Raw genomic sequence first — 24,872 nt, 5'->3', positions numbered from 1 at the left:
AGCTTCTGCTAATTTTATTAAAAAGAAAAGACTGAGCTTAATCGCTCATTCTTTTCTTTTTTGAACTGTTCCTGTGTCTATTTGTTTTGTCTATATTAACTGATAAATCTTCGCGATCTATAATTACACCATATTCCTTCTCAGCCGCTTCTATGGAAACATAGCCATTTTTCACATCTTCTAATACCAGTTCTGGATCACGTTCAAAAGGGTCTCCCCAGCCCCCTCCTCCAGCCCGATAGAATTGAATAATCCCACCTGGAGGCATTTTTATTGCAAATGCTGTCTCTTCCACATCTTGCTCATTTTCAGAGCCGTAATTTACAATAACTTTATTACTAGGCGCATCGTGACCGCCAACAAATCCTTTGGTTGTGTTCCTGACTCCTGCCATCATTACACTTGTCGAACTGTTATCTAAATGCTGGATTTGAACATCTAGCCCTGGAGTTCCGCGCCACTTTCCTGAACCAGTAAAATCTGCTACATATTCATGTCGGAGTACTCTGCTCGGATACTGGATTTCATTCATTTCAATCGATGGCAAAGTAACCCCTGTCATTACCGGAGGATAAAGCCCCCATCCATCAGTTTGATAGGCTGCACCCGCACCACCAGTATAACCAAAAAAGTTCAAATTCACCCACTGATTCCCACCTTCGTCCACCCCATTGGTATATGCTAAAGGTAATTTATGGGCATTAACTCCCACTCGTTTTGGAGCACATTCGGCAATAGCTAACAGTACTGCTTCAGCGATCTCCGCACCAACACATGCTGTAGCATGTCCGCAAGGTGCCGGTAATACCGGGTTTACAACTGTCCCTTCTGGCGCAGTAACAGTGACAGGATTCATGTAACCTTCATTAATAGGAATATCTTCATCACAACATGTGGAGATACCAACAAACGCGAATGAAGTTGTATTGGATAACGGGCTGTTAATAAAACCATCGACTTGCGGGGAAGATCCTGTAAAATCAATATGCAAATCACTCCCTGTTACTGTAACAGTAGCTTTTACTTTTATATCATGATTCCCCTGAAAATCATGATCAGCATATGTCTCTGCACTGTACGTACCATCAGGCCAGCTTGCGATTTCATCACGTACTCTTCGTTCCGTATAGGAAATTCGGTTATCAATCGTACCTATCATTTTCTCTGCACCGTATTGATCTAACATCTGCTGGATTCTGCCTGCAGCTAACTTACATGCACCAATCATTGCATCCAAATCTCCTTCTAACCAATGGGACAATCGATTATTTGCAACAATTAAGTCAAATACATCCTGACGTTTTTCGCCACGTTCGTATATTTTTAATGGCGGGATTCGAAGTCCATCATGCCAGATATCTTGTGATTTAGGATTATAACCACCTGCGACTGGACCACCATTGTCTCCCATATGACTTCTCACCGCTGGCAAGAGAATTGGCTTTCGATTATAAAAAACGGGCATGACAATCGTCCAATCCAGACTGTGCGAGCCACCATGATAAGGGTCATTCACAAGTAAAATATCACCTGGATGAAGGTCGTAACGAAATGCATCAATTAAATGATCAACAGCACCTACGATCGCATAAAGGTGTAATGTACACCCCGGTGCTTGGGCGACCAGACGTGATTTACGCCCAGATAAGTCAAATACACCTGTTGTGAAATCGTGTGCTTCATTAAATAGCGGTGAACGAGCTGTTCGTGTAACTGTCGCACTCATTTCACGTGCGATCGCATCCAATGAACCACCAACTACTTGTGATAGTATCATATCCTGATCCATTATTGATTACCTCCCATCTCATAAACAAATTCTATCTCGTCACCATTATGAAAGGATATACCTGCAGTACTTTGGTTGAGTGCATATTGATCACCTTTGGACATTATTCTTATCTCCCCAAGAGAATGGTCAATTTTCTCAGGAATAATTGTGACAACTTGATATAAATCACCTTCATTTACTAACCTGATTGTCATCTGGTTTGCTTCTTTCTCTCTTTTTATCATTTTGAAGCTGTAATTGAATTCTAGTTCCTCAGCAGAGACTAATTTCCGGTCACCAAATAACCCGGAAGGTCCAAAGCCTTGTTTCGATTCAGGGTAGCCAGGTACTAGAAAAAGAGGTTCTGTTTCTTTGTTTTGCCCAAATGGCGGAAAAAGAATAGCCTGCGGACCAGGACCGTGAATTTCTGAAAACAGGGTTTCTGAAGCACTCGCATTCCTTAATGCAGTTGTAATTACCTCTGATATAAAATGACCAGTAACAGCAGTATTGAACCCAACAGAGGCTGGAAATTTCGGATGAAGCAGAGACCCCTTTGGTGCACTAATTTCAAAAGCATCCAATATCCCCTGGTTAATAGTAATTTCTTCCGCTATTGGGGCAAGAATTGGCCATACTGCAAATGCCTTTGTAACAGGTAAAGTCGCATTCACAGGTAGAGCCACTTGTTCGATTGTTCCATCGAAATCTATTTTCAATTTGTCTTCAGTCGGACTTACAGATACTTGAATGGATAAGTCTTTATTATTACTTTTAAAAAGCAATTCAGCACTCATATTATCTTTTGGCAATTGGTTTATTTGTTCGACAACCCTGCGATTGCTGTAGTGCTGCATTTCAGAAATGGATATGTCCAACTGGTTTCTGTATTGTTTTATTAATACTAACAATTGTTCTTGTGCTGCGCGTAAACAAGCATACATTGATTGTAACTCTGCTTCATATACACTTTCTACACGGCTGTTTGCTAAAAAGAAACGAAGTACATCACGTTGCAGCAGTCCTTGTTTATACAATTTAATCGGTGTAATTCTTATATTTTCCTGCCATACTTCAAATGCATCTGGATTGAAACCCCCGGGATATTCTCCGGCAAGGTCCATCATTTGAACACGTAAAACTGGAAAAAGAACTAGCTCCCCTTGATCGAAAAGCGGGGCTGCCATTGTTAATGTTTGACCTTTTGTACCGCCATTGTACGGGTCTGCTGTTAATAAAATATCCCCATCCGAAATATCAAAAGAAAAATATTCAAATAAATGGTTCACACTTTCTTTCACAGCAAATAGATGCTCTGGTTCATATTGATGTTGGACAGCCAAACTTAACTCACTTGTGAATATTGCTGTAGCAAAAGTGCGATCTTGTGATACTAAAGGGGATCTTGATATTCTTTGTAACGTTTCCCCCATTTGCCGGCTTACCGCTTGCAGTTTTGAATAATTAATTTGCGATTCAATCATTGCTGACCACCTCTGGCTTGTTGCACTTCAATAACACAGTTTCTGTTTGCATCAATCAATGCTTCTTGTCCGGGATATACTACAATAGTTGTTCCCCATTGTTCAATAATGGCTGGACCAGCAATTAAATTACCTGGTGTCAATAAAGAACCATTATAAACAGGAATCGTGTTTGGCTCTTTTTCAAAGTAAACAATTCTCTCACCGCTTTTTGCTCTATTTGGTTCTTCATCACCAAATGCTTCATCTATTAAAGCTAGCTTCTCTCTTACTCCAATAAGATCAAGACGTAAATTTAATATTTCAATCGATTGCTCTGGATCCTGGTGTGCATAAAGCCTTTCATGCATTCCATGGAAATCCTTAATCGTTGCCTCTAAATTAAGTGCAGTTATTCTTTTTGTTCTCGAACGTACAGGAACAGTTACTTCATGGACTTCCCCTTTATAGCGCATGTCAATATACTTTCGTGTTTCAAAATGCTTCACAATACTTTCTCCACCTAATTTTCCACGAGCTATTTTTTCCATTTGTTCAAAGTCTTGATTGATCTCATCCAAGTCGATTGCATCTATATCTTCAAATCTTGTCTTTAATTCTGTAACCTTTAGGTTTGCCGCTACATCACCAAATGCAGAAAAGACTGGAGCAAGTGCTGGCACAATAACAGTATTGATACCTAAATCCTCTGCCTGTCTGCCGGCATGAATGGCACCAGCTCCGCCAACAGCCATTAATGCAAAATTACGGGGATCATATCCTCGTTGGGAGGAGACATACTGAACAGCATTGGACATATCACTATTTACAATTTGTGAAATTGCTAATGCTGCTTCTATTGCTGTAATTCCTAATGGTTCTGCAACATGTTTTACTATGGCTTGCTCTGCTAAATCCCGATCTAATTTCATTTCACCACCAAGGAAATTATCTGGATTGATATAACCTAAGACGACATTCACATCTGTTACTGTTGGCTCTGTTCCACCTCTGCCATAGCAGGCAGGTCCAGGATAGGAACCAGCACTTTTAGGGCCAACTCGCAATGCCCCTCCACTATCAATCCAGGCAATACTGCCACCACCTGAACCAATTGTATGAATGTCCATCATTGGCAATGCAACACGATAACGGCTTATCCAGCTTTCTGTTGTTATTGTTGGCTGAAGTTGTTCAATTACAGAAACATCATAGCTTGTCCCACCCATATCAACTGTAATAATATTTTCATTACCAGATTTCTCCCCAATAAAAGCTCCAGCAGATACCCCACCAGCAGGGCCGGACAGTAAACTTCCTGCAGCCAATTTACCTGTCTGCTCGATATTTTGTACACCGCCATTTGACTGCATGACAAACAATTCTCCTTGAAATCCCTGTTGCCGTAACTTTGATTCCAAGTGATTCAAATATGATTGCATTGTCGGACCTGTATATGCATTAACGATAGTTGTTGATACACGTTCAAATTCCCGGATCTGCGGCAAGACTTCACTTGAAATGGAGACAAATAAATCTGGTGCTTCTTCTGCAATGATTTCCTTTACTCTTCTTTCATGTGCTGGGTTAACAAAGCTAAACAAGAAACAAACTGCTATTGCCTCCATTCCTTCATTGACAAATTGGCGAACAGAATCCCGAACAGCCTTTTCATCTAATTCTTTTATTACATTTCCTTCTTTATCTAATCTTTCCGGAATCCCGATTCGAAACCTTCTTGGTACAATCTGATGGGGGGCTTGTAAGCGGACAGAGAAAACACTTTCTTTATATGCACGACGAAATTCTATTTCATCACGGAAACCTTCCGTTGTTAATAATCCAACTTTTGCTCCATCATACTCTAATAACGTGTTTGTTGCTACAGTTGTTCCATGGACAATTAGTGGACAATTTTCTAAAAATGTATCATAACTTACTTTAAGTAATTCAGCTATCTTTCTAATTCCGTTAATGACACCATCAGACTGATCAGGAGTGGATGGTGTTTTTGTTGAAATTAACTCCCCGCTTTCTGTTGTTGCAACTAAATCTGTGAACGTTCCACCGACATCAACACCTAGCACCCACTTGTTTGAATCAACAGCATTATTCATCTTTTACCTCCCTAATTAAAAGCCATTAGTCTGTTCCGATTTCTTGCCTACTTCAAAATTAATATTTGTTTTCTTTAGAATATACGCAATCACAATATATAAAACGAACCCAATAATAATGGAATTAATTGCCGTTATCCCAATATGTAACTGTGAACCAATAATTCCTGCTAAAACAGTCGATATAATTGCAGCAATATTCCACTTGGCATATGTTGTACCTTCACCGAATTGATAAGATTTCTGCAGTATCTTCGGTTTCACAATCCAATGATCGGCTATCATTACACCAGCAATTGGTGGGACATATGTTCCTAAAGCATTTAAAAATGGAACAAAGTAGTCTTGAATTCCTATTAATGCAATTCCTAAACCTAAAACGCCTAACAAAACTACAATAACTGACTTTCTTACATTAATTACATTACGTAAACCAAGTGAACCTGTGTATAGATTGTTATCATTTGTTGTCCACTGTGCAAATACCAGGATTAGAAAAGCGAAAAATCCTAAACCGATTTGGCTCATTGCTGCAGGAATATTTGGTGTTGATCCTAATGCTGGTACTTGTGCAGCTAACGCCATTGCTGCCCCTGCAACCACACAAAATACACCACCTAAAAAATAGCCAATCGAAGCGGCAAAACCGCCTTTTTTCGCAGTTTTCCCATATCTCGTTACATCCGCGAACACGATCGCACCAGCCACAGCATTCCCGACTACAATCGTGATCCCTGCAAATAAAGTTATCGGATCACCTGTTGGTTCTGTTGTAAATAATGCATTCCAGCTCCCTAAGTGATTAACAGCCTCCGCTAACCCCCATACAGATAAAATAGCTACTAATGGTACAGCAATCATACTGAGAATGGCTAATCCTCTGTAACCAATTAATGCGGTTAATATCATAAGTGTGCCACCCCAAATCATCGCTATTCTAGGTTCTGCAAACCATTGATCAGGAAACATTTCCGCGATTGTCATACCAAAAAAAGCAATTTGCCAACCAAACCAGCCAATCCCCATTGTTAATGCCAATAACACACCAAATAGATTAGCACCATAACGGCCAAAAGCCTGACGTGTTAACATGGTAGTGGAAACACCGTATTTTGCCCCCATCCATCCTTGAAAATAGCCAATAACCGCAAGAATCAGCATTCCAAAAATAGCCGCTAAAACGGCATTTTGAAAGTCCAATCCAGCAACTAAAGCACCACCTGTAAAAATAGTTGATAAAGAGATAATCCATGCACAACTTGTTATCGAAACATTTAGTGTGCTTTTCCGTTGATCAGCAGGAACTGGGCTTATCGAGTAATCTTCAAAATTTGTACTTTTATTATTCACTTTGTATCACTCCATCTCTAATCATTATTTTGGCTCCATTTTTAATTGTATTCCCGATAGTACATGCCTTCTCAGCTGAATGTATCAGTTTATTCCTATATGCCTCCTCTAAGTAAGCTGGGAAACTTACTTCTACTAATAACTCCTCTATTCTTGAAGGTCCTCTCAAAGCTTTGAACGCTTCCACAGAGACAGTAAATTCATTTTCTTTTATTGTAATTCCATCCCTCTCAAACAACCTGGAGATTGTTATAAAAATGCATAAACCGAGAGAACTTGTTAGCAATTCGACTGGTGTATAGCCATTTTCTTCACGTACTGAAACTCCAATGATTTGATCAGCTGACTGGTTTGTTATCTGCATGTTCTGATTCGACCATTTAATCATTGTTTTCATTTTTTACCTCCTGATCCGATAAGACCAAAAAATTCGTAGCGAACAATTTCTTCAGTTACTTCATTAATAGATGTAGTTGGTTTAAAATCCACTTGATTCATTGGACCAAATAACCATCTGGACATTATACCAATGATAAAGCTTGTAAGAATCTGTGCTTGCAGTTCCACACAGTCACGGTCTTCTAACATATTAAGTTCAATTGCCCGTTGAATATTTTTAGCGAACTCTGTTTCAATAGAAATAATTGTCTCAGAAACAGCATTCCTAATTTTCTCCTCACCACCTTGTCCTTTTAGCAACAGAAAAATCATTAAATTACGATTGCTGTCACCAAAAAGTAATAAGTTCTGCATTAATCTCTTTGATGATTGAAGCATATCGGAAACATTACCTACTTCTTTACGGTAACCTTTACGAACAACTTTTAGTAATTTTTTCTTGCCCTTTTCGATAATTTCTAATCCGATTTCTTCTTTACTAGTGAAGTACCAATAAAAAGTCCCTTGTGCCACTCCTGCTTGTTTTACAATGTCTGATACTTTTGTAGCATGATAACCTTTCGTTGCAAATAACTCTAATGCAACTTCTAAAAGTAGTTCTTTTGTATTTTGCTTCAATGTTGCCACCCCTTGATTGATAAGTCAGTCAGTTTATTTAAATATTCTGATAATATAACAATAGATTGCTGTAAGTAAATTGTCAAATTATAAATATGAATCTTTATGCCCAGAAACAAAATTGACTCCGATAATATTCTTCCTTTTCGATTCTTATATAGCAACTAGCAATGTTTAATCCAAGTAAACCCATAAATTCAACATGACCTGAACAGCTAATTTACTGAGTAACAATCACATAACATTAGAAAAAGAGCCTGAGACAACAAACCGAACATTCAGTAGAATTAGTTCAGGAAATCTGTATTTAAAGTTTCTATCATAAGTTATGTATTGGCAATGTATAACACCACACAACAAAAAAAGACAGATGCTTACTAATAAGTAAAGCATTTCTGTCTTTTACAGTCTATTATGCCGGTCTCTTTGATTCACTTACAACGACTGGTTTTTGACGTTTAAAATTTAAGATGATATTTAGAAAGATTGCTGTTAAACTCCCAATCACAATACCACTCTCTGTTAAAACACTTAAGCTGCTAGGTAAGTCAGCAAAAATCTCCGGTACAACTGTTACACCTAATCCCATTCCAACAGAACATGCTACAATTAGAAGATTTTCTTGTGCAGCGAAATCAACATTACTTAACATCTTGATCCCATAGGCGATTACCATGCCAAACATTGCGATCATTGCACCACCTAAAACTGCCTTTGGGATAACTAATGTTAATGCACCAATCTTCGGAACGAGGCCTAATAAAATCAGCATTCCCCCTGCAGTGTATATAACATTATTTGTTCTGATCCCTGATAATTGTATCAAACCAACATTTTGTGAGAATGTAGTGTATGGAAATGAATTAAATAATCCACCGAATAAAATTGCTAATCCTTCCGCTCGATACCCTTTTTCCAGGTCTTTATCTTCTAACTTTTTGTCACATATATCACTTAAAGCAAAATATACACCAGTTGATTCGACAAGACTGACAATAGCAACAAGAATCATTGTTAATATTGGTGCTATATGGAATTCAGGTACCCCAAAATGGAAAGGTGTCGGTAAATGCACCCATGAGCTTTCCGCAACTGGACTAAAATCAACTAATCCAACAAATGATGCTGCAACCGTTCCAAGCAAAATTCCTATTAAAATCGCAATGGATTGAATAAATCCTTTACTAAAGCGAAAAATTAATAGAATGATAAGCAATGTGCCAAATCCTAGTGCTAAATTGGTAAAACTGCCAAAATCGGTACTACCTTCTCCGCCAGCTAAATCGTTCATCGCAACAGGAATTAATGTAATCCCAATTATTGTAACAACAGACCCTGTTACAACTGGTGGGAAAAACTTGATTAACTTACTAAAAAACTTAGCAATTAAAACAACAACAAGGCCTGAGACAAGAATGGATCCATAAATATAGGTAATCCCATAATCATTACCTATCGATATTATTGGTCCTACCGCTGTAAACGTACAACCAAGCACAACAGGTAAACCAATACCAGAAAATTTATTTTTCCAAACTTGCAGAATACTTGCAATCCCGCACATTAATATATCAATCGATATTAAATATGTCAGTTGTTCGTTTGTTAATCCAATTCCCGCTCCAACAATTAATGGCACAATGACAGCTCCCGCATACATTGCTAAAACATGTTGTAACCCCAGTGAAGCAATTCTTCCTTTTGTTAATTTCATTATACTTGCTCCTTCTCCTTAACAAACTCTATTTTTTTATCACTTAATGACTGAATACGAGCTAAAGATTCTACGCGGTAGCCTTTTGTTCGTAAAACAGCTCCGCCATCCTGAAATGCCTTCTCAATAACAATCCCAACTCCTGCTACTGTTGCTTCTATCTTTTCAACAATATCAATAAGAGCTAGTGCTGCTTGTCCATTAGCAAGAAAATCATCGATTATTAATACATTATCTTCTTTACTTAAGAATTTATTAGAAACAGATACTTCATTCGTTTCCTGCTTTGTATAAGAGTACACTTTTGAAGTGATTAAACCTTCTGTTAGTGTTAAAGATTTTTTCTTGCGGGCAAAAATTACCGGAACATTTAGAATCAATCCTGTCATTACAGCTGGAGCAATTCCTGATGATTCCAGTGTAACAATTTTAGTGATCCCTTCCTTTTCGAACTTACTAGCAAATTCCTTTCCCATCTCATGCATTAATTGTGGATCAATTTGATGGTTAAGAAATTTGTCCACCTTTAGCACAGAGTCTGATAACGCAACGCCTTCTTCTCTAATTTTGTTCTGTAATTTCTCCATGATTGTCCCCCAAATCTGTGTTTAATAAAAATAGTGAGAAAAACTGCCAAGTCTAATTACATTCCTCATCTCAAACTACCTTGCCTGCGAAGTGATAACTTCCAATAAAAAAAGCCTAAAGATTCATCTGCCCACCGTATGAGATGAGCAAGAATCTTCAGGCTATAACTGGTCTTTAGCAGAGATTGAATTATAACTATCATTCATTGCTCACTCATAGTCAGATTATTTACGGTAATCTGGTAGAAACTTGCAGGCCATATCCCTACTATTATACGAGTGAATATTATGTTATTTAAAATGTGATTTTTATATTGTATCATGTTTCTTAAAGTTAGCAAGAGGTTTTTATTCCCGGAGTTAAATAAACTATATATTCCCTGTTTCGAAAGCGACAAAACCCGATTATTGTTAGACTTTTACATCCATCGATAGTTAAATTATGGTAATATTATATAGAAATAGACAAAAAGGAGATTTAATCGAGATGAGAGAATTATTCAACGAACTAACAGGTTGATTCCTCTATTATTTTGTCATCTTGGTATGCTACTTATTAGTTAAATTTACGGAGTTAATAGATAACGAAGATGGAATCATTCAGACAATTAACCCATATCAGAATTAATTAATTTCATGTTTCACTTTAAAAGAAGAGTAATAAGGGCCATCATTCTAATTGACTCTTTATAACTCGATTTTTAATTCTTCATTTAAGATATTTTTATTTACAAATTCATCATATAATAGTGTTAGGGTCATATTTTACGTGAAAGGAAGAGTGGTTAATGATTAAAATAATAATGCATGTTAGCAGATTATTCTTAGGTGCTGTTTTCTTAATTGCAGGTGTAAATGGTTATTTTGTTTACTTTGATTTCGAACCGTTTATAACAACAAGCCCTGAGGCGATGGCATTATTCGAGTTCAGGTATTTACTATTTATCGAAAAGACGCTGGAGATCATTTGTGGAATACTATTACTAATAAACCAATTTACTCCATTAGCTCTTATCATCTTAGCCCCCATTATTATTAATATTATTTTGTTGCATATTTTCATGGATCCGTCCCTTCTAGCTTTAGCTGTCTTATTATTCCTGGCACACGGATATTTAATATTTTATTACAGAAGGTTATTTTTACCAATCATTACAAGGAACCCTTAACCTTACCTAGCAATATGTAACTTGCCTTCATTTTTATCGTTTAATTTTATTTAGTGCCTGGGCAGAATCTTCTTATGCTCCCAATGGCAGATATGTCCAATGTAACTGCCATTTTCTTTTTTCTATAGAAAAATAACTAGTATTTTTTTGAAATAGTGCTAATATTAGAGTGTTAAAATAAAAAAATGGAGAAATGAAAGATGAAATTGATTTCTTTTAATCCTTTTCGAACAATTGGAATTCCAGGCGTTCACTATATAAAGCCTGAACTTATGTTCCAGGAAATCGATACGATTCGTGAAGCTGATCTTATCCTCTTTCCAGAAACATGGCAAGTAACAACCCTTGTATATGGTTTGAGAAAGAAAATATTCCCAAGCATTGAAACAATACAAATAGGATCCAATAAAATTGAAATGACACGTGCCCTATGGTCTGTTTCAAAGCCATTTGTTCCATATACAGAAATTCTGGCAAGTACTGCTTCTAATATTTTAAAAGTACTTGAAACATTTCCTTTCCCGTTTGTTGCAAAAGAAGCAAAGAATTCAATGGGAAATGGAGTATTTCTTATTGAAACAAAAGAGCAATTCCTTGATTATGCGAATCATAATGATATTCTTTATGTACAAGAGTTTTTGCCGAACGATGGAAAAGACTTGCGTGTTTGCATTGTTGGAGAAAACATACATGCAGCTTATTGGCGAGTTGGCCAAGAAGGAGAATTTCTTCATAATGTTGCACAAGGTGGGGATATTTGCTTCCATTTTATCCCTGAGGATGCATTGGATTTAGTCAAAAATGTGGCAAACGCACTGAATATTAACCATGCCGGATTTGATATCCTAGTGAGTAAAGGAAAATATTATATACTTGAATTCAATGTATTGTTTGGTAATCAAGGATTATTTAATCAAGACATAACAGTAGAACAAGCCATTTATCAATATATTCTAGAGACGTTCTTATCACCTTTTCCAACAGCACCCACTCCTGGGAAAATTATTTCATAGTTAAACTAGTCTTACTAATACTAGAAGGGAAATTGCTATTATCAATTTTCCTTCTATTTATTTTTTTCTCTCACTTGTATTCTTAAATAATGTATAATTTAGTTACTAAATCGAGCCTGAAAAGGAGGATACTATTTTGTCACAGAGAAAAGATTACCGGTTTAAGATTGCGAATAGAGAAGCTTTAATCGGAGTAGGCTTGGTCATATTCAATTTCATATGGTGGTTCGGTTTTGCCTATGGGCTGGGAAGTGGTGATATTACGGAGTATCAATATATTTTGGGATTTCCTGCCTGGTTTTTCTACAGCTGTATTGCAGGGGTACTGATTATGTCTGTACTCGTATTTATTATTGTTAGAAAGTTTTTTGTTAACGTACCATTTGATAATGAGGAGTTAGAAAAAAGATGAATTGGCATGCAACCATCTCACTGTTCGGTTCAATCGCTATTATATTCTTGATTGGACTGATATCGAGCAGAAAACAAAGTAATGGAAACACATTTATGCAAGATTATTATTTAGGTGGAAGGAGTCTTGGCGGATTTGTCCTGGCAATGACAATGACCGCTACATATGGAAGTGCCAGCAGTTTTATTGGGGGACCTGGTGTCGCCTACAATGAAGGATTAGGCTGGGTTTTATTATCTGTTACGCAGGTAGCAACAGGGTATTTTACTTTAATGATTCTTGGAAAGAAATTCGCCATCGTAACAAAGCAATATAATGCAGTAACAATGGTTGATTTTTTAAAGGAGCGGTATCAATCAAAAGCAGTTGTTATCCTCTCCTCGATTAGTATTGTGATTTTTTTATTTTCCGCCATGGCCGCACAGTGGATTGGCGGCGGACGACTAATAGAATCTCTTACTGGTTTATCCTATAATTCGGCATTATTTATCTTTGTTCTAACTGTATTAATTTATGTTACGTTCGGGGGATTTCGTGCCGTAACTTTAACTGATGCGATTCAAGGAAGTATCATGTTTATTGGGACATTAGTTTTACTTATTGCTGTGATTATTGCAGGTGGAGGAGTTCCTGCAATTATTTCAGAGTTACAAGCAGAGAATCCCAATCTGATTACCCCATTCGGAGCAGATGGCACATTAACACCTGCCTATGTATCTTCTTACTGGATTTTAGTTGGTGTAGGTGTTGTCGCATTGCCACAGATTGCGGTCCGTGCAATGTCTTATAAAAATACAAAATCTTACCATCTTGCCTTATCGATTGGAACGATTGTTGTTGGTGTGATTATGCTAAACATGCATGTAATTGGTGCATTTGCGAGAGCAATCTTACCAGGAATTGAAGTTGGTGATAAAGTAATGCCAGAGATTGCATTGGATGTGCTGCCTGCATGGGTTGCAGGTATCGTACTAGCAGCACCATTAGCTGCCATTATGTCAACAGTGGATTCTTTGCTCTTGCTTGTAAGCTCTACCATAGTAAAAGACATTTATATAAATTATATGAATCCTGAAGCAACAAAGAAGAAAGTCCAAAAGATTAGTATGTCAGTGACAGCAGTACTGGGTATAATAGTTTTCCTGATTGCAGTCAATCCGCCTGATTTAATTATCTGGTTAAACTTGTTTGCAATCGGCGGGCTGGAAGCTGCCTTTATTTGGCCAATTGTATTAGGCCTTTATTGGGAAAAGGGTAACAGGTTTGGAGCCCTCGCTTCCATGATTGTCGGGATTCTTTCTTATATATTATTATACAACTTTTATCCACGGCCATTTGGCATGCATGTTGTAGTTACAGCAATTATCTTATCATTGCTGGCATATATTGCAGGAAGTTTAGTGAAAAGAAAAAACCACATATAATATGAAATAACAGGCTGAGCTGACGGGCTCAGCCTTTGTAAACAAACACTTCTCCCATTTCATAATCACTTCTTCCCCACAGTTAGTTTTATGCTTTTATTGTTCTTATGGTTTATCACGATGAAAAGGACACTTTAATAAGGAGGTATTATCATCACGCAAAAAATATTGTTTCCATTCAAAATTGTCTTCCGCACCATATTTCCTTAATTCCGGATGGATTGCTACCGTATCATAAGAACCAATTCTCCCTCTAATTTTATCTTTTATCTTAGGTGCTTGTTTATTAGAATCATTAAACAAATCAAATACCCACCTTGGAGTTAGAGCTAACATCATTGTATCGAACTTGCGACTTTTTCGTTCTTTATGTGCTGGTGTTGCACAATAAACAAAATATCTTTCTTTTTGAAAACAGAATTCCCATAAAGTATTTTCAGCATTATCCGGTATGTTACTTGGCCAATCACACAGATCCATAACGGATAAAGAGTTCAGTTGCTGCCAGAATAACTGTTCATATTGTTCTACTGTAAATCTTTCCTTTAACCCCTCTGATAGTTCATAAAAGACAACGAGAGATGTATACTTTCCGAATTCTCTTGATTGTTCTGTATAGGAATTTAACAATCCAGCTAGTTCCTGCACTGTTTCTTTTTTGGTTGGACAACCGATAAATCCATAGCGGAAATGTTGTAAAGTGTGACCGATTGTTGCAGGAATACAAGGAAATGGCTTATCTTTCTCTGACATCTTTTCACCGAACCTCTTTAACACTTCTCTTTCCCTACAGGAAAGTTCTTCCCTGTTCATAACATTGTCAACAATTAACCGGCTCAAGAAAATCACCACACGTTTTTCTAACACTATATTCAGTTATATAAAATAGGTGAATGTCTATAAAAATAAATCTGTAATTTGCCTATCCTATCCATAGTAAAAATCATATAAAACAACCATTAATCAACTAATAAAAGCATGTCACCTACTATTTCTTCCATATTTATTGGATTTTTTCTGTTCGCCATGTCATAAATTGCCCGGATGTTATGATGTTGATCTAATAGATACATCGTTGTTCCATGAATCAGAAAGTTATCCTCTGTTGCTTTGTAATACATTTGAAAGTCCTCCGCTATTTGCTTTGTTTGACTCAACGTACCTCTTAGCCACAACCATCCGGCAGGGTCTACATCAAAATGGGAAGCATAGTTTTTTATGACAGAAGTTGTGTCATTTTCGGGATCGAGTGTTATTGCCACTAACTGAACAGAGTTACCGAACAACTCTTCCCTTTTCAGTTCTTCTTGTAATTTATTAAAATCCGACATCGTTAAAGGGCAAATATCAGGACAATTCGTATAAAAAAAGGCAACTAATTTTATCCTTTGATTATCCAATTGATACTCATCACTAAATATCGAATCTACTTGAAATGGCTCAACCTTCCCTAAGTTAGGTAAATCATCATATTGAGGCCAAAATAAATACAATAAACCAAATGTAACAATTGCTCCAATCAGGATAGCAGTCAATATTTTCCCCTTCATCCATTCATTCTCCTTTCTTTACTACACTATGCTTTCCCTTATTTTTTGAGCTAGTCGTAATAATTATTTTGACTATAGAAAGGACGAGTGTATGCTACAGGCTTTTTATATTTTCATAAATTAATATATAGGGTGTTTAAGGGAGGTGAATGAAAATGAGCAAATGTAAACAAAAGAGAAACTGTTGCTGTTCATTATGCAATAACAAGCATTTTAACGACGACTTTCATAACCCTTTCTGTAGATGCCGCAGATTCCAATTCAGAGACCCCTGTCCGCGTTGTCACTGTTTCAACCATCGTTTTTGTTAAATAGATCTATGACTAAGCGTTGGTTACGCTCCAACAATCAAATGAAAAACTACTGTTTTACAGTAAAGTATACTAAGTAATATTTGAATGGAAAGGAGAATGAAATTGAGTCACTATTATCACGATTTTTGCAACTGTCAGTCTAACGATAATTTTAGACACCAGCGCCATTGCGATTGTAAGAAAAACCACTTCCCTCATCAAAACAATAATAGATTCTCCTCACACCGTCGATACAATGATTATTCCTTACAACCATTACGAAAAAGAGAATATCGCCGCAAGAATGACTATAAGGATAAAGACCTGGAATTCCATTGTGACAGTGGGAAGAAAAATATCATTATTATTCTTTAACATTCAAAAAAGGAGGTAAAGAAATGAGTCATTCAACTTGTTCAAATTGTGGCAACCCGAGATTTGATGATCGAGGGTTTCATCATCATTCACTTCCCCATGACCATCACCATTTTGCCCAACATAATCATCAATTCGACAGAGAAGGCTGCTTCTGTGAGAGCTTTGTTTGTGATGACCGGTTTAAAGTAAGATTAGGGGGATTGACCGGTGGCATGAACTTCCGCCTTCGTCAACTCATTGGCTGTGAAGTAAAAATGAAAGTGGATTGCGGTGAAGAATGCAGAGATATTCAAGCAGAGATATGCTTTGTTGGCCGTGACTTTGTCGAAGTCAACGTTCATAAAGAGTTAGATGATCACATGGATGATATAGATGACGATATGGAAGAGGAAGAGCTTGAGAAGGATTGCCCTCACTGCAAAAAGCATAAACGGAAAAAATGCAAAAAATGTGCAAAGCATAAGAGAAGGAAGCAGGATTTTGTTATATTCCCACTAGAATCTATTAAATGGTTTGAGATAGAAGATGATTGTGACTGCCATGATGAATGTGATTGCTGCTAACAGTCTGCTGAATTAATAGGGTGCATGGTTTTTGTTAAGCCTCTGCACTCGCTTTTTTATGCATAATTTAGAATATTTATCTACTATTGTTTAACTAAAAGTCAGTAATACAATGTGAATGTAAAAAACTGTGTAGGCAAGAGCAACTGTACCCTGCTTACACAGTTTTTATTACCTGAAAAATACTTATCCCTTACAAATTGGTAAGGTGATGATACACGGTTCTTCCATTGGCATGATTCTATTCTTCTTTTCATCACATAATATTAGATACTTGTCACGTACATCGTGTAATTTTGCTTTCAATTTTTCATCTGGTGTAATAATCTCTATTTCCTGATCAATAAATTGAAGCAAGTAGACTTCCTGAGTCAATCCGTAGAAAATTTGGATTAATTCAACAGAACCTGAAACTACTTCACCAAATCTTAACGTGATACATCTGCGTAAACAAGGATCGATATCTTCTAATAACCCTTCCGTTTCAACCGGCTCTGCAAAACGGTTTTTCAATTGAATTTTACATATTTTCTGATTAGGAACTAATAACTGTTTTCTTCCACTTGTAAGAACAGTAAAATCACGTCCTGCCAGTTGAACTCTTCCTATAACAGTATTAATTTCACCAGTCTCATCCATGCGTAATGAACAATCGATCTCTAATTCTACTTCTTGACCAATTAATCCCTCCATTGCACCTTCAATGACTTCCAGTATTTCTCTTTCACTTGATAAGGAACTGTTAAGCAGAAATTCGTTTGCTGCCCTAATTCGCAATTCTAATTCTTCTAAAATTTCTTGTGGTAAACAACTAGTTGGTGATGGCAGTTGAAGTGTTTGTGCTCGTTCAGGACAGTCTGTTGGTATACAGAAACCTTCCATCTGCTGTTTTTCTGGTAAATTGGTGTTTCCAGTCAATATTCCATTATTCAACATTTATCCCCTCCCTCATAGCTTTTTGATTTTTCTTTTTTTAGTATTCTTATTGTCATAGACCTTTTTCAATAATGGTAGATCCTTATCTCGTTTTGCAAGAACACGAAGGATCCCCCACATACCTTGCTCAATATCCCAACGTATATTTCCTGATCGATACATATAATCGCCAGGGTATTCATATAAACCGCCTGCTCCATAATTAAGATTCAGGTTAGAAGTATGCCCTGCAACAATTTCCCCTACAATTGATTTTACTGTTGAAAAGATATCCTGAGAGTCTATATTCCAGTAATGCCCGTGAAGATGGAACGTATGGGAACGTCTCCGTTCTGACGGGTTAACTAATCTGATGGTGACAGGATCTCCTGGATATGCTTCAAACACTGGTGTAGATGGATCGCCATGGACTTTTGAACTGAATAGCTTTTCTAAGTCTGGTATATTATTAAACCGATTAATCAATCTTTCTGTACGGTAATTAAAGCCACGCGACCCATTATCATACGTATCAACAAGGTCACGTATTATTGCTGCTTGATCTGCCTCATTCAATAAAATTCCGTCTATTGGATCAACAATCAGCTGATCCTTCTTATCTAATAAACGGGCACCGTCATATAGCACAAGACCAAACTCACGAATCACCGGAAGGAAAGGTTGACGTAAAATGACATTAGCACCTTTGTTGATTGGTTTTAATGTACAAGGATCAATAATTTCCGTACCTCTTGGTTCTGCGACAAACATTCCAAAAGTACCTAGTGAGCGATGGTTGCGAATATCAGCCATGTCCCACATTCCGCAAGCCCCTAATGGGGAATCAACAAACCAGCGATATGTGACAGTTTCGCCTGGGCCTGCAGTCTGGTCAGGGTTAAACCCAACCGTTTCACCACTTGACGTCTTGATATCATATTGAATTAATTGCGGATGCAAAGATATTCTAACGGAAGGTGGATAAAAAGCCTGTTCTTTAACAGGAGGATATGGCCAAATGCCATCTAAAAACGGGAATTTATCGAACTCTAATAAACTCGTTAAATTTACTTCTACAATATCCCCTTGATTCGCCCTGATAATGAGCGGCTCTGGATTTTTCCTTCCACACATAATATCATCCAAATCTTCCTTCAGTGCAAATACTATTCCGAACGGGTCACGTTCTCCATGTTTGCTATAGACGATCGGCACTTGAAAGGCAATGATGTTAAATTGCTTTACAGGCGCATTTCGAGGAGCTTGTAGTGGCGGATATACGAAGTCAGCTTTAGCTGGAGGCTCTCCTGTACATTCCGGTAAAGCCTTCGTTCGTTTCGGCGGAGGACATCGGTCAGGAAGCGAAATTAAGAAATCTACCTCCTCATCGAATGCTCGAATCAAACCCCATAACCCATTCCATAAATCTTCCTCTGTCTCAAATGTCCATAAATAATCCCCAGAATAGAATGCATTCGTTTCAAAAGTAAATGATTCCGAAATACCAATATGCTGTTGTGATTTATATTCAGATTCGAGATCAGGTCTTTCCGATTTCCATCTTAAACCGTGCAAATTAAAACTGTGTGACTCTTCGTGGGATCCTTGTAAAAGTCGAATCCTGATCGGATCTCCTTCATAACAGTGCAATATTGGGGTCACAGGATCACCATGCACAAATGAGCTAAACGAATAGGCAGGGTCACAATCTTTTCCTAACCGGAACTGTAATGGTTCATTTTTATAATTTACGCCAAACAAACCTGGATCATCCTCTGAACCCGGGAACTCAGGAGGATTAAGCGGATTTCCGTTTTTATCAAATAACAAGGAGAAATCCTGTACCAGTAATGCGATATCCCGGTAATCTGGAATCATTGGATTCACTGCAGTAATTTGGGTTCCGTGATCAACCGGTTCGCCTGTACGGGAATCTAAAAATCTAGTAAATCGGCCATGGACAATACCTGAACCAAATACACCGTGCTGCTGATGATAGTTTGCGAATAAGTGATCATGGAAAAACCATGCTTTTAATTCCACATCAGCAAAATACTCATAACGGATGGTTTCTCCTTGCAGAACACTTGAATCATAGTTCCATCCAACATTTGCCCCATCATTAACTAACACATCAAACTTTACAAAGTGAATATGAAATGCTGTTTCATACGTCCGAGTGACGAGCTGGAATGCATCACCATCTGCAACATTTGGTACACGGTTCGTAAAATTGACACGAATACAGGTTCCTGCTGATGCATGAATAACAAGTGGCTCGGGCTCTTTCCTGCCTGAACAGATGGCATCAATATCTTCATCAAGTACAAATATTCTTCCTTTTGGATCATTCCACCCTTGTCGGTTATAAATGATCGGCAGTTCTATCAAAGATATATTAAATTCTTTCACAACAGGGGATTTTGCCACACCACAAGGATTAACAAAAACTGTTCCTGGCCTGGGATTTGGTATCGCTGCATTTCGCTCTATCTCTGTTAATCCCCTGCCACCAACAATCCCAAGCGGTGGTCTTGGTGCCTTACAGCCAACTTTTCCTGGTATGAAGTTAGGAAAACCAGGACATTCCTTCGTAGGTTTTGGTGGAGGCTGGCGATCTGGTAATGGTTTTAATGGTTTAATTGGTACGTCATTCGGATAACATTGGCTTCCATCCTGAAGGGTATTAAAAATACGATTGATCCCCCACATTCCCGAAGCAAAGTGCGGATATAAGTGACAATGAATGATGGCATCACCAAATGAGCCCTGCAGTGACCCTAGTCCGTATAATGGTTCTACATCATACCATGTTTGCGGACTAGTTGATTGGGAATCAATAATTTCAGAGTCAACATTCATTGGATCCCTAAACCATGTATGAACATGATAATGAAATACGTGGGTTTCTTTAACCCCGCCATGGACCAGTCTGATAATGGCAGGATCACCAACATAGCCACGTAATATTGGTGTAGCCGGGTCTCCAAACACCCATGAATCATGGTGGACTTCCTCCCCATCACAATCTGGACATACAACTCCTTCTTCTATCAGCCTGTGACGATTTGAAAGTGGCTCAAAACGATAATTAACAGCATGGGTAGCTTCTGCTTCTTGGTTGGTAATTGGATTTATTGGTCGATTTCCTGTTAAATCAACTGTTGGCATTTCGTCATTAAAAATCCATGCATATTCGCGCCTGGAGGGGAGGAATGGATGGTGGATATCAGCATATACCCCACTTTTTAATTCACCACCAGTCTCAGGATCAGTCCACCAAGAGCCTTTCGGCTGAACGAACAATGCTCCAAATAATCCATTAATATTTGACCCTTCTTCACTGCTTGCCGGATTGCCAAGATCCGAAAAGTAAAAAATCCCTTCATGATTTGCTTTAATACAGTATAAAATTTGTTCCCCACACTCAACCAGTGTACTTTCATTAAATCCTACATTGGCACCATCAGCATCCATAACATCATAATCTGCTTCTTGGAAATGGATGCCTGTTGCAAATGGCAACTGATTTTCGAATAAGATTTCAACTTCATCTTCATTATTTGCCCTGATGACCAATGGTTGAACAAGATCTACCGGTGTGAACGGGTTTTTCCGTACCAATTCTCTCACTTTTTGCTCATTTTCTTTGAGAACATACATCATTCCATCTGGATTATGGTCACCAAAGTTATTTAATACAATCCGAATTGGTATTGCAACAACGTGATAAAAACGTTTCATCCCATCTCTCCTTTACTAGCAAAGGTCCTCTCTTAATTCTGGTATCTTTGGACCATTATCTCGTTCAATATAAAATGCTTCAATTTGATGAATATGGAGATTCCATATTCTATTTTCCAGCTGACTAATAGAAGTGGTTTCTACATCGATAATTACATGATCATACATCACATCTACAATTTTCCCAATAAAAATAAATGGAAAAGAAGGGGTCATTATAAAAACCATTCTCCCAATTCCGTCTTCGAAGTGTTCAACCAAAGCGTAATCGTGAAGAATATTATCTGTTGGGTATGGGATATTGAAATCTTTAGACATAATTATTACTCCTTTCGATTTTAAGAGGTTAAGTTAGTGGGAAGCCCATATTACAATCAAAATTAACTGTCATATTTGCAATCTTCTCTAATGGAAAACTTAAAGGTGTTGGAAATTCAAAAAAAGGCGCATTAATAAGCTTAATATTGACCGGAAACAGGGTTACTTGTCCTGGTTCTACTTCTGTAACACGCCCGCAAAATATTGGCCGAAACGTTTGCCCGAATAAATTCAATTGATCAGCGGTGGTAACAATCAACACATCTTCTCCTATTAATCTTTTCACATCCTGAAAAAATTCACTTCCCAATTCATATTTCATTACGATCACCTACCATTTTTTATAGTTAAAACTTAAAACTCCCTGTTAAATCAAATTATGCTTCTTTCATTAATTGATATAGTTCGACCAACTACGATTTAGCCGATTTAATGAAAATAGCGTTTTTAACTATACTGAAAATACGCACAGTCTGAATATATTGAACAGTATTGATGGCAATTGATTCTTTCTTGCCAAGGAAAGATAAGATAATATACGAATCCTCTAATTTGTCTATTCTTCCCATCCTCTTCTTGTTATTGTTCATTCTTATCTCGATCCATGTATTCTTCCAGGAGTTTAAATTAGTCCTAAGTGATTCTTCATAAAATTGCTGTTTCAAAATTTCTCTTTTGGAGACTACCTCGCCAAAGTTAGTTAAAAGCTTATTACGTAAATCATTATCATAAATATAATGCTGGTGAGAATTTGAGTAATTGGGAACACCAAAAGGAATGTTTGCAGATTCAATTGAGTCATATGGTATCCAGATTCTATCCTTTAAATTAGTCAGCATAACAAAGTCTCTGCCAACCGCACTTACTTTCCCTTGTGTATACAATGCTTTTTCACCAAATTTGGAATATACTTCTACTTGCTGGTTTCTTTTTGATTTAAAAAATTTTCTTAAAGTCAGCGGTTTTCCACGTTTACGATCCCGATTTACAATGTTCAGCATATTGGCCTTATCCATATACTCCATTAATAAGCGTGTTTCTTCTGTTGTTGTTAATGTTGTTGGTGAAGTTATTCCTAAGCCATTCTCCTCATTAAATTGATTGAATATATCCTCTTTTTTTTCTTCCTGCGCTCTTTTCTTTAACAATTCTTTTACATAATCATCAAGCCTAACTGTTGTTTTCAATAGCCCTCTCCTTACATACAAATATTTGTGCATTACTTCATTCTATATTATGGAATTCAGAAATAATCGTTCGCGTGAATATGATCAGGATGAATGTCATAACTTTAATAAATTCATACTCTAACTATATAAATACAAAGGAGCTAGAATATATGGGCGTACTGGGTGCTTTATTATACGGAAATTTGTTAATGATTACGCTCTGTTATGTGTATGTGTTTCGCATTCGTAAATTAATCGGTTTTCAATTAGGGATGAATCTCTCCATGTTAGCGGGAGGATTTATGTCCATATCAACAGGTGTAATCCTTATTTTTGAGTTTCCTTTGCAATTTACAGTCGTAACAATTATTACAACAATAATTGGAATGGCTGTTGGGGGATTATTTGGTGCGATTTTTGACTATCAAACAATGTTAATGGGTTATGCAAATGGGCTAATGACAGGAATCATGTCACCAATGATTGGGGCTGCTGCGAATTATAATTTGTTTTTTATCGGCTTCATCGAGTGTGCATTTATTTTTTCCATGATTTTATTTGTTTCTTCTACTAGATACTCTTAGGGGGAATGGCGATGCTAATTTTTCTTCTAACAATGTTACTTATAAATAGCTTAATAGGAATTTGGTTATTCACTGGAATGTTCAAAAAGAGAAAAGTCTTCGATGACCGCTTCGGAATGATTATGGCGGCATGCAGTGGTGGAATAATCAGCTTTTCTATTTCCTTACAATTAGCGTTTTTACTCCCTTTATCTTTCTCATACATTTCATTAATTAATGTGATTATTGGCGGCAGTATTGGTATATTGTTTGGTTCCCTCGTAAAATTTCAATCACTATTATCAGGCTACTTTCAAGGATTTATTGGGGCAATAATGGGGACAATGTTAAGTGCTGTTACACAGGATCCTTCTTTATGTAATTTACCAATCTATTATGAAGAGAGTATTCTTCATAATATGTATTATTTTAGTGTGTTCGGCACGACCTTAACAATGCTTACAGCTTATCTTATTAAGTATTCCATGAAGGTATAAGTATGCTCTGAGCTGATGTCTTGATTGACAACACACCTTGAGACACCTTAATTAGTATAAATAAAAAGTAGGGCTTAGACTCCGATTAAAATTGTGGTACATGAACTATACAACTTGTTCCATCACGCATAAAGTGTACTGTTCCAACAAAAAGATTTTAAAAGGAGTGCATGTTAATGGGTTGTAATAGAGAATGTGTAGCTGATGTTGTAGAGGCAATTGCTAACGCTCAGGATGACGTATTAGATCAACAATGTGACATTAGCTGTCACCGTTCTATTCAGAGTTTAGTTTCACCAGTAGCTGGAAAAGGACTTGATACTGTACCTTTTATTCTATTCGGTGAAAATGGAGTACCATTTAGAGGTACTGGTGTGCAAGTTGCAAGAAATGGAGTTGCTGAATTTGCATGTGTCGAAAGCTTTATCTTCCGTGTAAAAGAAGTAGATGGAGCTTGTGCAGTACTAGAATTATTAATTTTTGATGAAGAAACAGATCCAGGAGATGCGCCTTGTGATCAATTAGATGGCGAAGAAATTGCAGAGCTTGAGCGTACTGGTATTTGTATCACTGTTGATTTATCTTGCTTCTGCGCTATCACTTGTTTGCCAGCTGTTTCTGTACTTTAATAATTAATAAACTCTCCCGCAAATATCGGGAGAGTTTTTTTCGCTCTTTTTGAGGGATAGTATTATCAAAACAGGTTTGCTTTTTCCCCATCATCTCTCCAAAAATCAATATACCGCAGTTATTTAACATTTTTGGCAATAAGGAGAAGAAAAAAGGTTCCGATAATCCAACCTGATGAATATCAGAACCACTTACAAATCTTTAGCTTATCATAC

The 24,872-nt window shown here is 37.2% G+C and carries 23 protein-coding genes and 1 riboswitch; of the genes, 8 read left to right on the top strand and 15 right to left on the bottom strand.

The window, feature by feature from the left end:
- Positions 1-37: 37 nt before the first annotated feature.
- From ACFOY7_RS09970 to ACFOY7_RS09935, 8 genes are all read right to left on the bottom strand, one after another.
- Positions 38-1,789, bottom strand: a complete 1,752-nt coding sequence (locus ACFOY7_RS09970) for a hydantoinase B/oxoprolinase family protein (protein ID WP_390251899.1) — start codon at positions 1,787-1,789, stop codon at positions 38-40.
- Complete coding sequence (locus ACFOY7_RS09965) at positions 1,789-3,255, bottom strand: hydantoinase B/oxoprolinase family protein (protein ID WP_390251898.1); 1,467 nt, start codon at positions 3,253-3,255, stop codon at positions 1,789-1,791. Before ACFOY7_RS09965 ends, ACFOY7_RS09970 begins: the two co-directional genes overlap by 1 nt.
- A complete protein-coding gene (locus ACFOY7_RS09960; protein WP_390251897.1) occupies positions 3,252-5,351 on the bottom strand; it encodes a hydantoinase/oxoprolinase family protein in 2,100 nt (699 codons plus the stop codon). Before ACFOY7_RS09960 ends, ACFOY7_RS09965 begins: the two co-directional genes overlap by 4 nt.
- 15 nt (positions 5,352-5,366) lie before the next feature.
- Positions 5,367-6,701, bottom strand: coding sequence for a purine-cytosine permease family protein (locus ACFOY7_RS09955; RefSeq protein ID WP_390251896.1), 1,335 nt, complete (start codon positions 6,699-6,701; stop codon positions 5,367-5,369).
- Positions 6,694-7,098 carry an OsmC family protein gene (locus ACFOY7_RS09950; RefSeq protein ID WP_390251895.1) on the bottom strand — a complete coding sequence of 135 codons (405 nt, stop codon included), beginning with the start codon at positions 7,096-7,098 and terminating at the stop codon, positions 6,694-6,696. The genes ACFOY7_RS09955 and ACFOY7_RS09950 overlap by 8 nt, the downstream gene beginning before the upstream one ends.
- Complete coding sequence (locus ACFOY7_RS09945) at positions 7,095-7,718, bottom strand: TetR/AcrR family transcriptional regulator (protein ID WP_390251894.1); 624 nt, start codon at positions 7,716-7,718, stop codon at positions 7,095-7,097. Before ACFOY7_RS09945 ends, ACFOY7_RS09950 begins: the two co-directional genes overlap by 4 nt.
- A 412-nt stretch (positions 7,719-8,130) precedes the next feature.
- Positions 8,131-9,432, bottom strand: coding sequence for a nucleobase:cation symporter-2 family protein (locus tag ACFOY7_RS09940; RefSeq protein WP_390251893.1), 1,302 nt, complete (start codon positions 9,430-9,432; stop codon positions 8,131-8,133).
- Positions 9,432-10,019: a xanthine phosphoribosyltransferase gene (locus tag ACFOY7_RS09935; RefSeq protein WP_390251892.1), complete on the bottom strand. Its 588-nt coding sequence runs from the start codon at positions 10,017-10,019 to the stop codon at positions 9,432-9,434. Before ACFOY7_RS09935 ends, ACFOY7_RS09940 begins: the two co-directional genes overlap by 1 nt.
- 197 nt (positions 10,020-10,216) lie before the next feature.
- A riboswitch (purine riboswitch) is annotated at positions 10,217-10,318 on the bottom strand.
- A gap of 489 nt (positions 10,319-10,807) precedes the next feature.
- Here ACFOY7_RS09935 and ACFOY7_RS09930 point away from each other — a divergent pair.
- From ACFOY7_RS09930 to panF, 4 genes are all read left to right on the top strand, one after another.
- On the top strand, positions 10,808-11,188 hold the full coding sequence (locus ACFOY7_RS09930; RefSeq protein WP_390251891.1) for a DoxX family membrane protein: 381 nt from the start codon (positions 10,808-10,810) through the stop codon (positions 11,186-11,188).
- Positions 11,189-11,388: 200 nt separating this feature from the next.
- On the top strand, positions 11,389-12,201 hold the full coding sequence (locus ACFOY7_RS09925; protein WP_390251890.1) for an ATP-grasp domain-containing protein: 813 nt from the start codon (positions 11,389-11,391) through the stop codon (positions 12,199-12,201).
- Between the two features lie 136 nt (positions 12,202-12,337).
- Positions 12,338-12,613, top strand: coding sequence for a YhdT family protein (locus ACFOY7_RS09920; RefSeq protein ID WP_390251889.1), 276 nt, complete (start codon positions 12,338-12,340; stop codon positions 12,611-12,613).
- Entirely contained in the window at positions 12,610-14,037 is a 1,428-nt protein-coding gene (gene panF, locus ACFOY7_RS09915) for a sodium/pantothenate symporter (protein ID WP_390251888.1), read from the top strand. The genes ACFOY7_RS09920 and panF overlap by 4 nt, the downstream gene beginning before the upstream one ends.
- Before the next feature lie 105 nt (positions 14,038-14,142).
- Here the strand turns inward: panF and ACFOY7_RS09910 are convergent, their stop codons facing one another.
- Both ACFOY7_RS09910 and ACFOY7_RS09905 read right to left on the bottom strand, forming a co-directional pair.
- Positions 14,143-14,790, bottom strand: coding sequence for a YqcI/YcgG family protein (locus ACFOY7_RS09910; protein ID WP_390251887.1), 648 nt, complete (start codon positions 14,788-14,790; stop codon positions 14,143-14,145).
- 206 nt (positions 14,791-14,996) lie between these two features.
- Positions 14,997-15,587 carry an SCO family protein gene (locus ACFOY7_RS09905; protein ID WP_390251885.1) on the bottom strand — a complete coding sequence of 197 codons (591 nt, stop codon included), beginning with the start codon at positions 15,585-15,587 and terminating at the stop codon, positions 14,997-14,999.
- A 691-nt stretch (positions 15,588-16,278) separates the two neighbouring features.
- On the opposite strand from ACFOY7_RS09905, the gene ACFOY7_RS09900 reads away from it, so the two are divergent.
- The gene (locus ACFOY7_RS09900; RefSeq protein ID WP_390251883.1) at positions 16,279-16,821 is read left to right on the top strand and encodes a hypothetical protein; all 543 of its coding nucleotides are present in this window, start codon (positions 16,279-16,281) and stop codon (positions 16,819-16,821) included.
- Between the two features lie 186 nt (positions 16,822-17,007).
- Here ACFOY7_RS09900 and ACFOY7_RS09895 read toward each other — a convergent pair whose 3' ends face one another.
- From ACFOY7_RS09895 to ACFOY7_RS09875, 5 genes are all read right to left on the bottom strand, one after another.
- Positions 17,008-17,757 carry a hypothetical protein gene (locus ACFOY7_RS09895; RefSeq protein ID WP_390251881.1) on the bottom strand — a complete coding sequence of 250 codons (750 nt, stop codon included), beginning with the start codon at positions 17,755-17,757 and terminating at the stop codon, positions 17,008-17,010.
- A gap of 12 nt (positions 17,758-17,769) precedes the next feature.
- Positions 17,770-21,480, bottom strand: coding sequence for a multicopper oxidase domain-containing protein (locus tag ACFOY7_RS09890; protein ID WP_390251880.1), 3,711 nt, complete (start codon positions 21,478-21,480; stop codon positions 17,770-17,772).
- A gap of 15 nt (positions 21,481-21,495) precedes the next feature.
- Positions 21,496-21,798, bottom strand: a complete 303-nt coding sequence (locus ACFOY7_RS09885; protein ID WP_390251878.1) for a hypothetical protein — start codon at positions 21,796-21,798, stop codon at positions 21,496-21,498.
- A 28-nt stretch (positions 21,799-21,826) separates the two neighbouring features.
- Positions 21,827-22,120 (bottom strand): hypothetical protein, encoded by a 294-nt coding sequence (locus ACFOY7_RS09880; protein ID WP_390251876.1) that lies wholly within the window; start codon positions 22,118-22,120, stop codon positions 21,827-21,829.
- Between the two features lie 91 nt (positions 22,121-22,211).
- Positions 22,212-22,985: a hypothetical protein gene (locus ACFOY7_RS09875; RefSeq protein ID WP_390251874.1), complete on the bottom strand. Its 774-nt coding sequence runs from the start codon at positions 22,983-22,985 to the stop codon at positions 22,212-22,214.
- A gap of 152 nt (positions 22,986-23,137) precedes the next feature.
- On the opposite strand from ACFOY7_RS09875, the gene ACFOY7_RS09870 reads away from it, so the two are divergent.
- The 3 genes from ACFOY7_RS09870 (at position 23,138) to ACFOY7_RS09860 (ending at position 24,656) form a co-directional block, all read left to right on the top strand.
- Positions 23,138-23,551, top strand: coding sequence for a hypothetical protein (locus tag ACFOY7_RS09870; protein ID WP_390251872.1), 414 nt, complete (start codon positions 23,138-23,140; stop codon positions 23,549-23,551).
- Positions 23,552-23,562: 11 nt separating this feature from the next.
- On the top strand, positions 23,563-24,027 hold the full coding sequence (locus ACFOY7_RS09865) for a hypothetical protein (protein WP_390251871.1): 465 nt from the start codon (positions 23,563-23,565) through the stop codon (positions 24,025-24,027).
- A gap of 176 nt (positions 24,028-24,203) precedes the next feature.
- The gene (locus tag ACFOY7_RS09860) at positions 24,204-24,656 is read left to right on the top strand and encodes a CotY/CotZ family spore coat protein (protein WP_390251869.1); all 453 of its coding nucleotides are present in this window, start codon (positions 24,204-24,206) and stop codon (positions 24,654-24,656) included.
- The last annotated feature ends 216 nt before the right edge of the window (positions 24,657-24,872 follow it).

The organism is Gracilibacillus xinjiangensis, from assembly GCF_042651765.1.
Taxonomy (GTDB): Bacteria; Bacillota; Bacilli; order Bacillales; family Amphibacillaceae; genus Gracilibacillus; species Gracilibacillus xinjiangensis.
The sequence above is the reverse complement of the archived record's forward strand: the minus strand, read 5'-3'. Positions and strand labels throughout refer to the sequence as shown.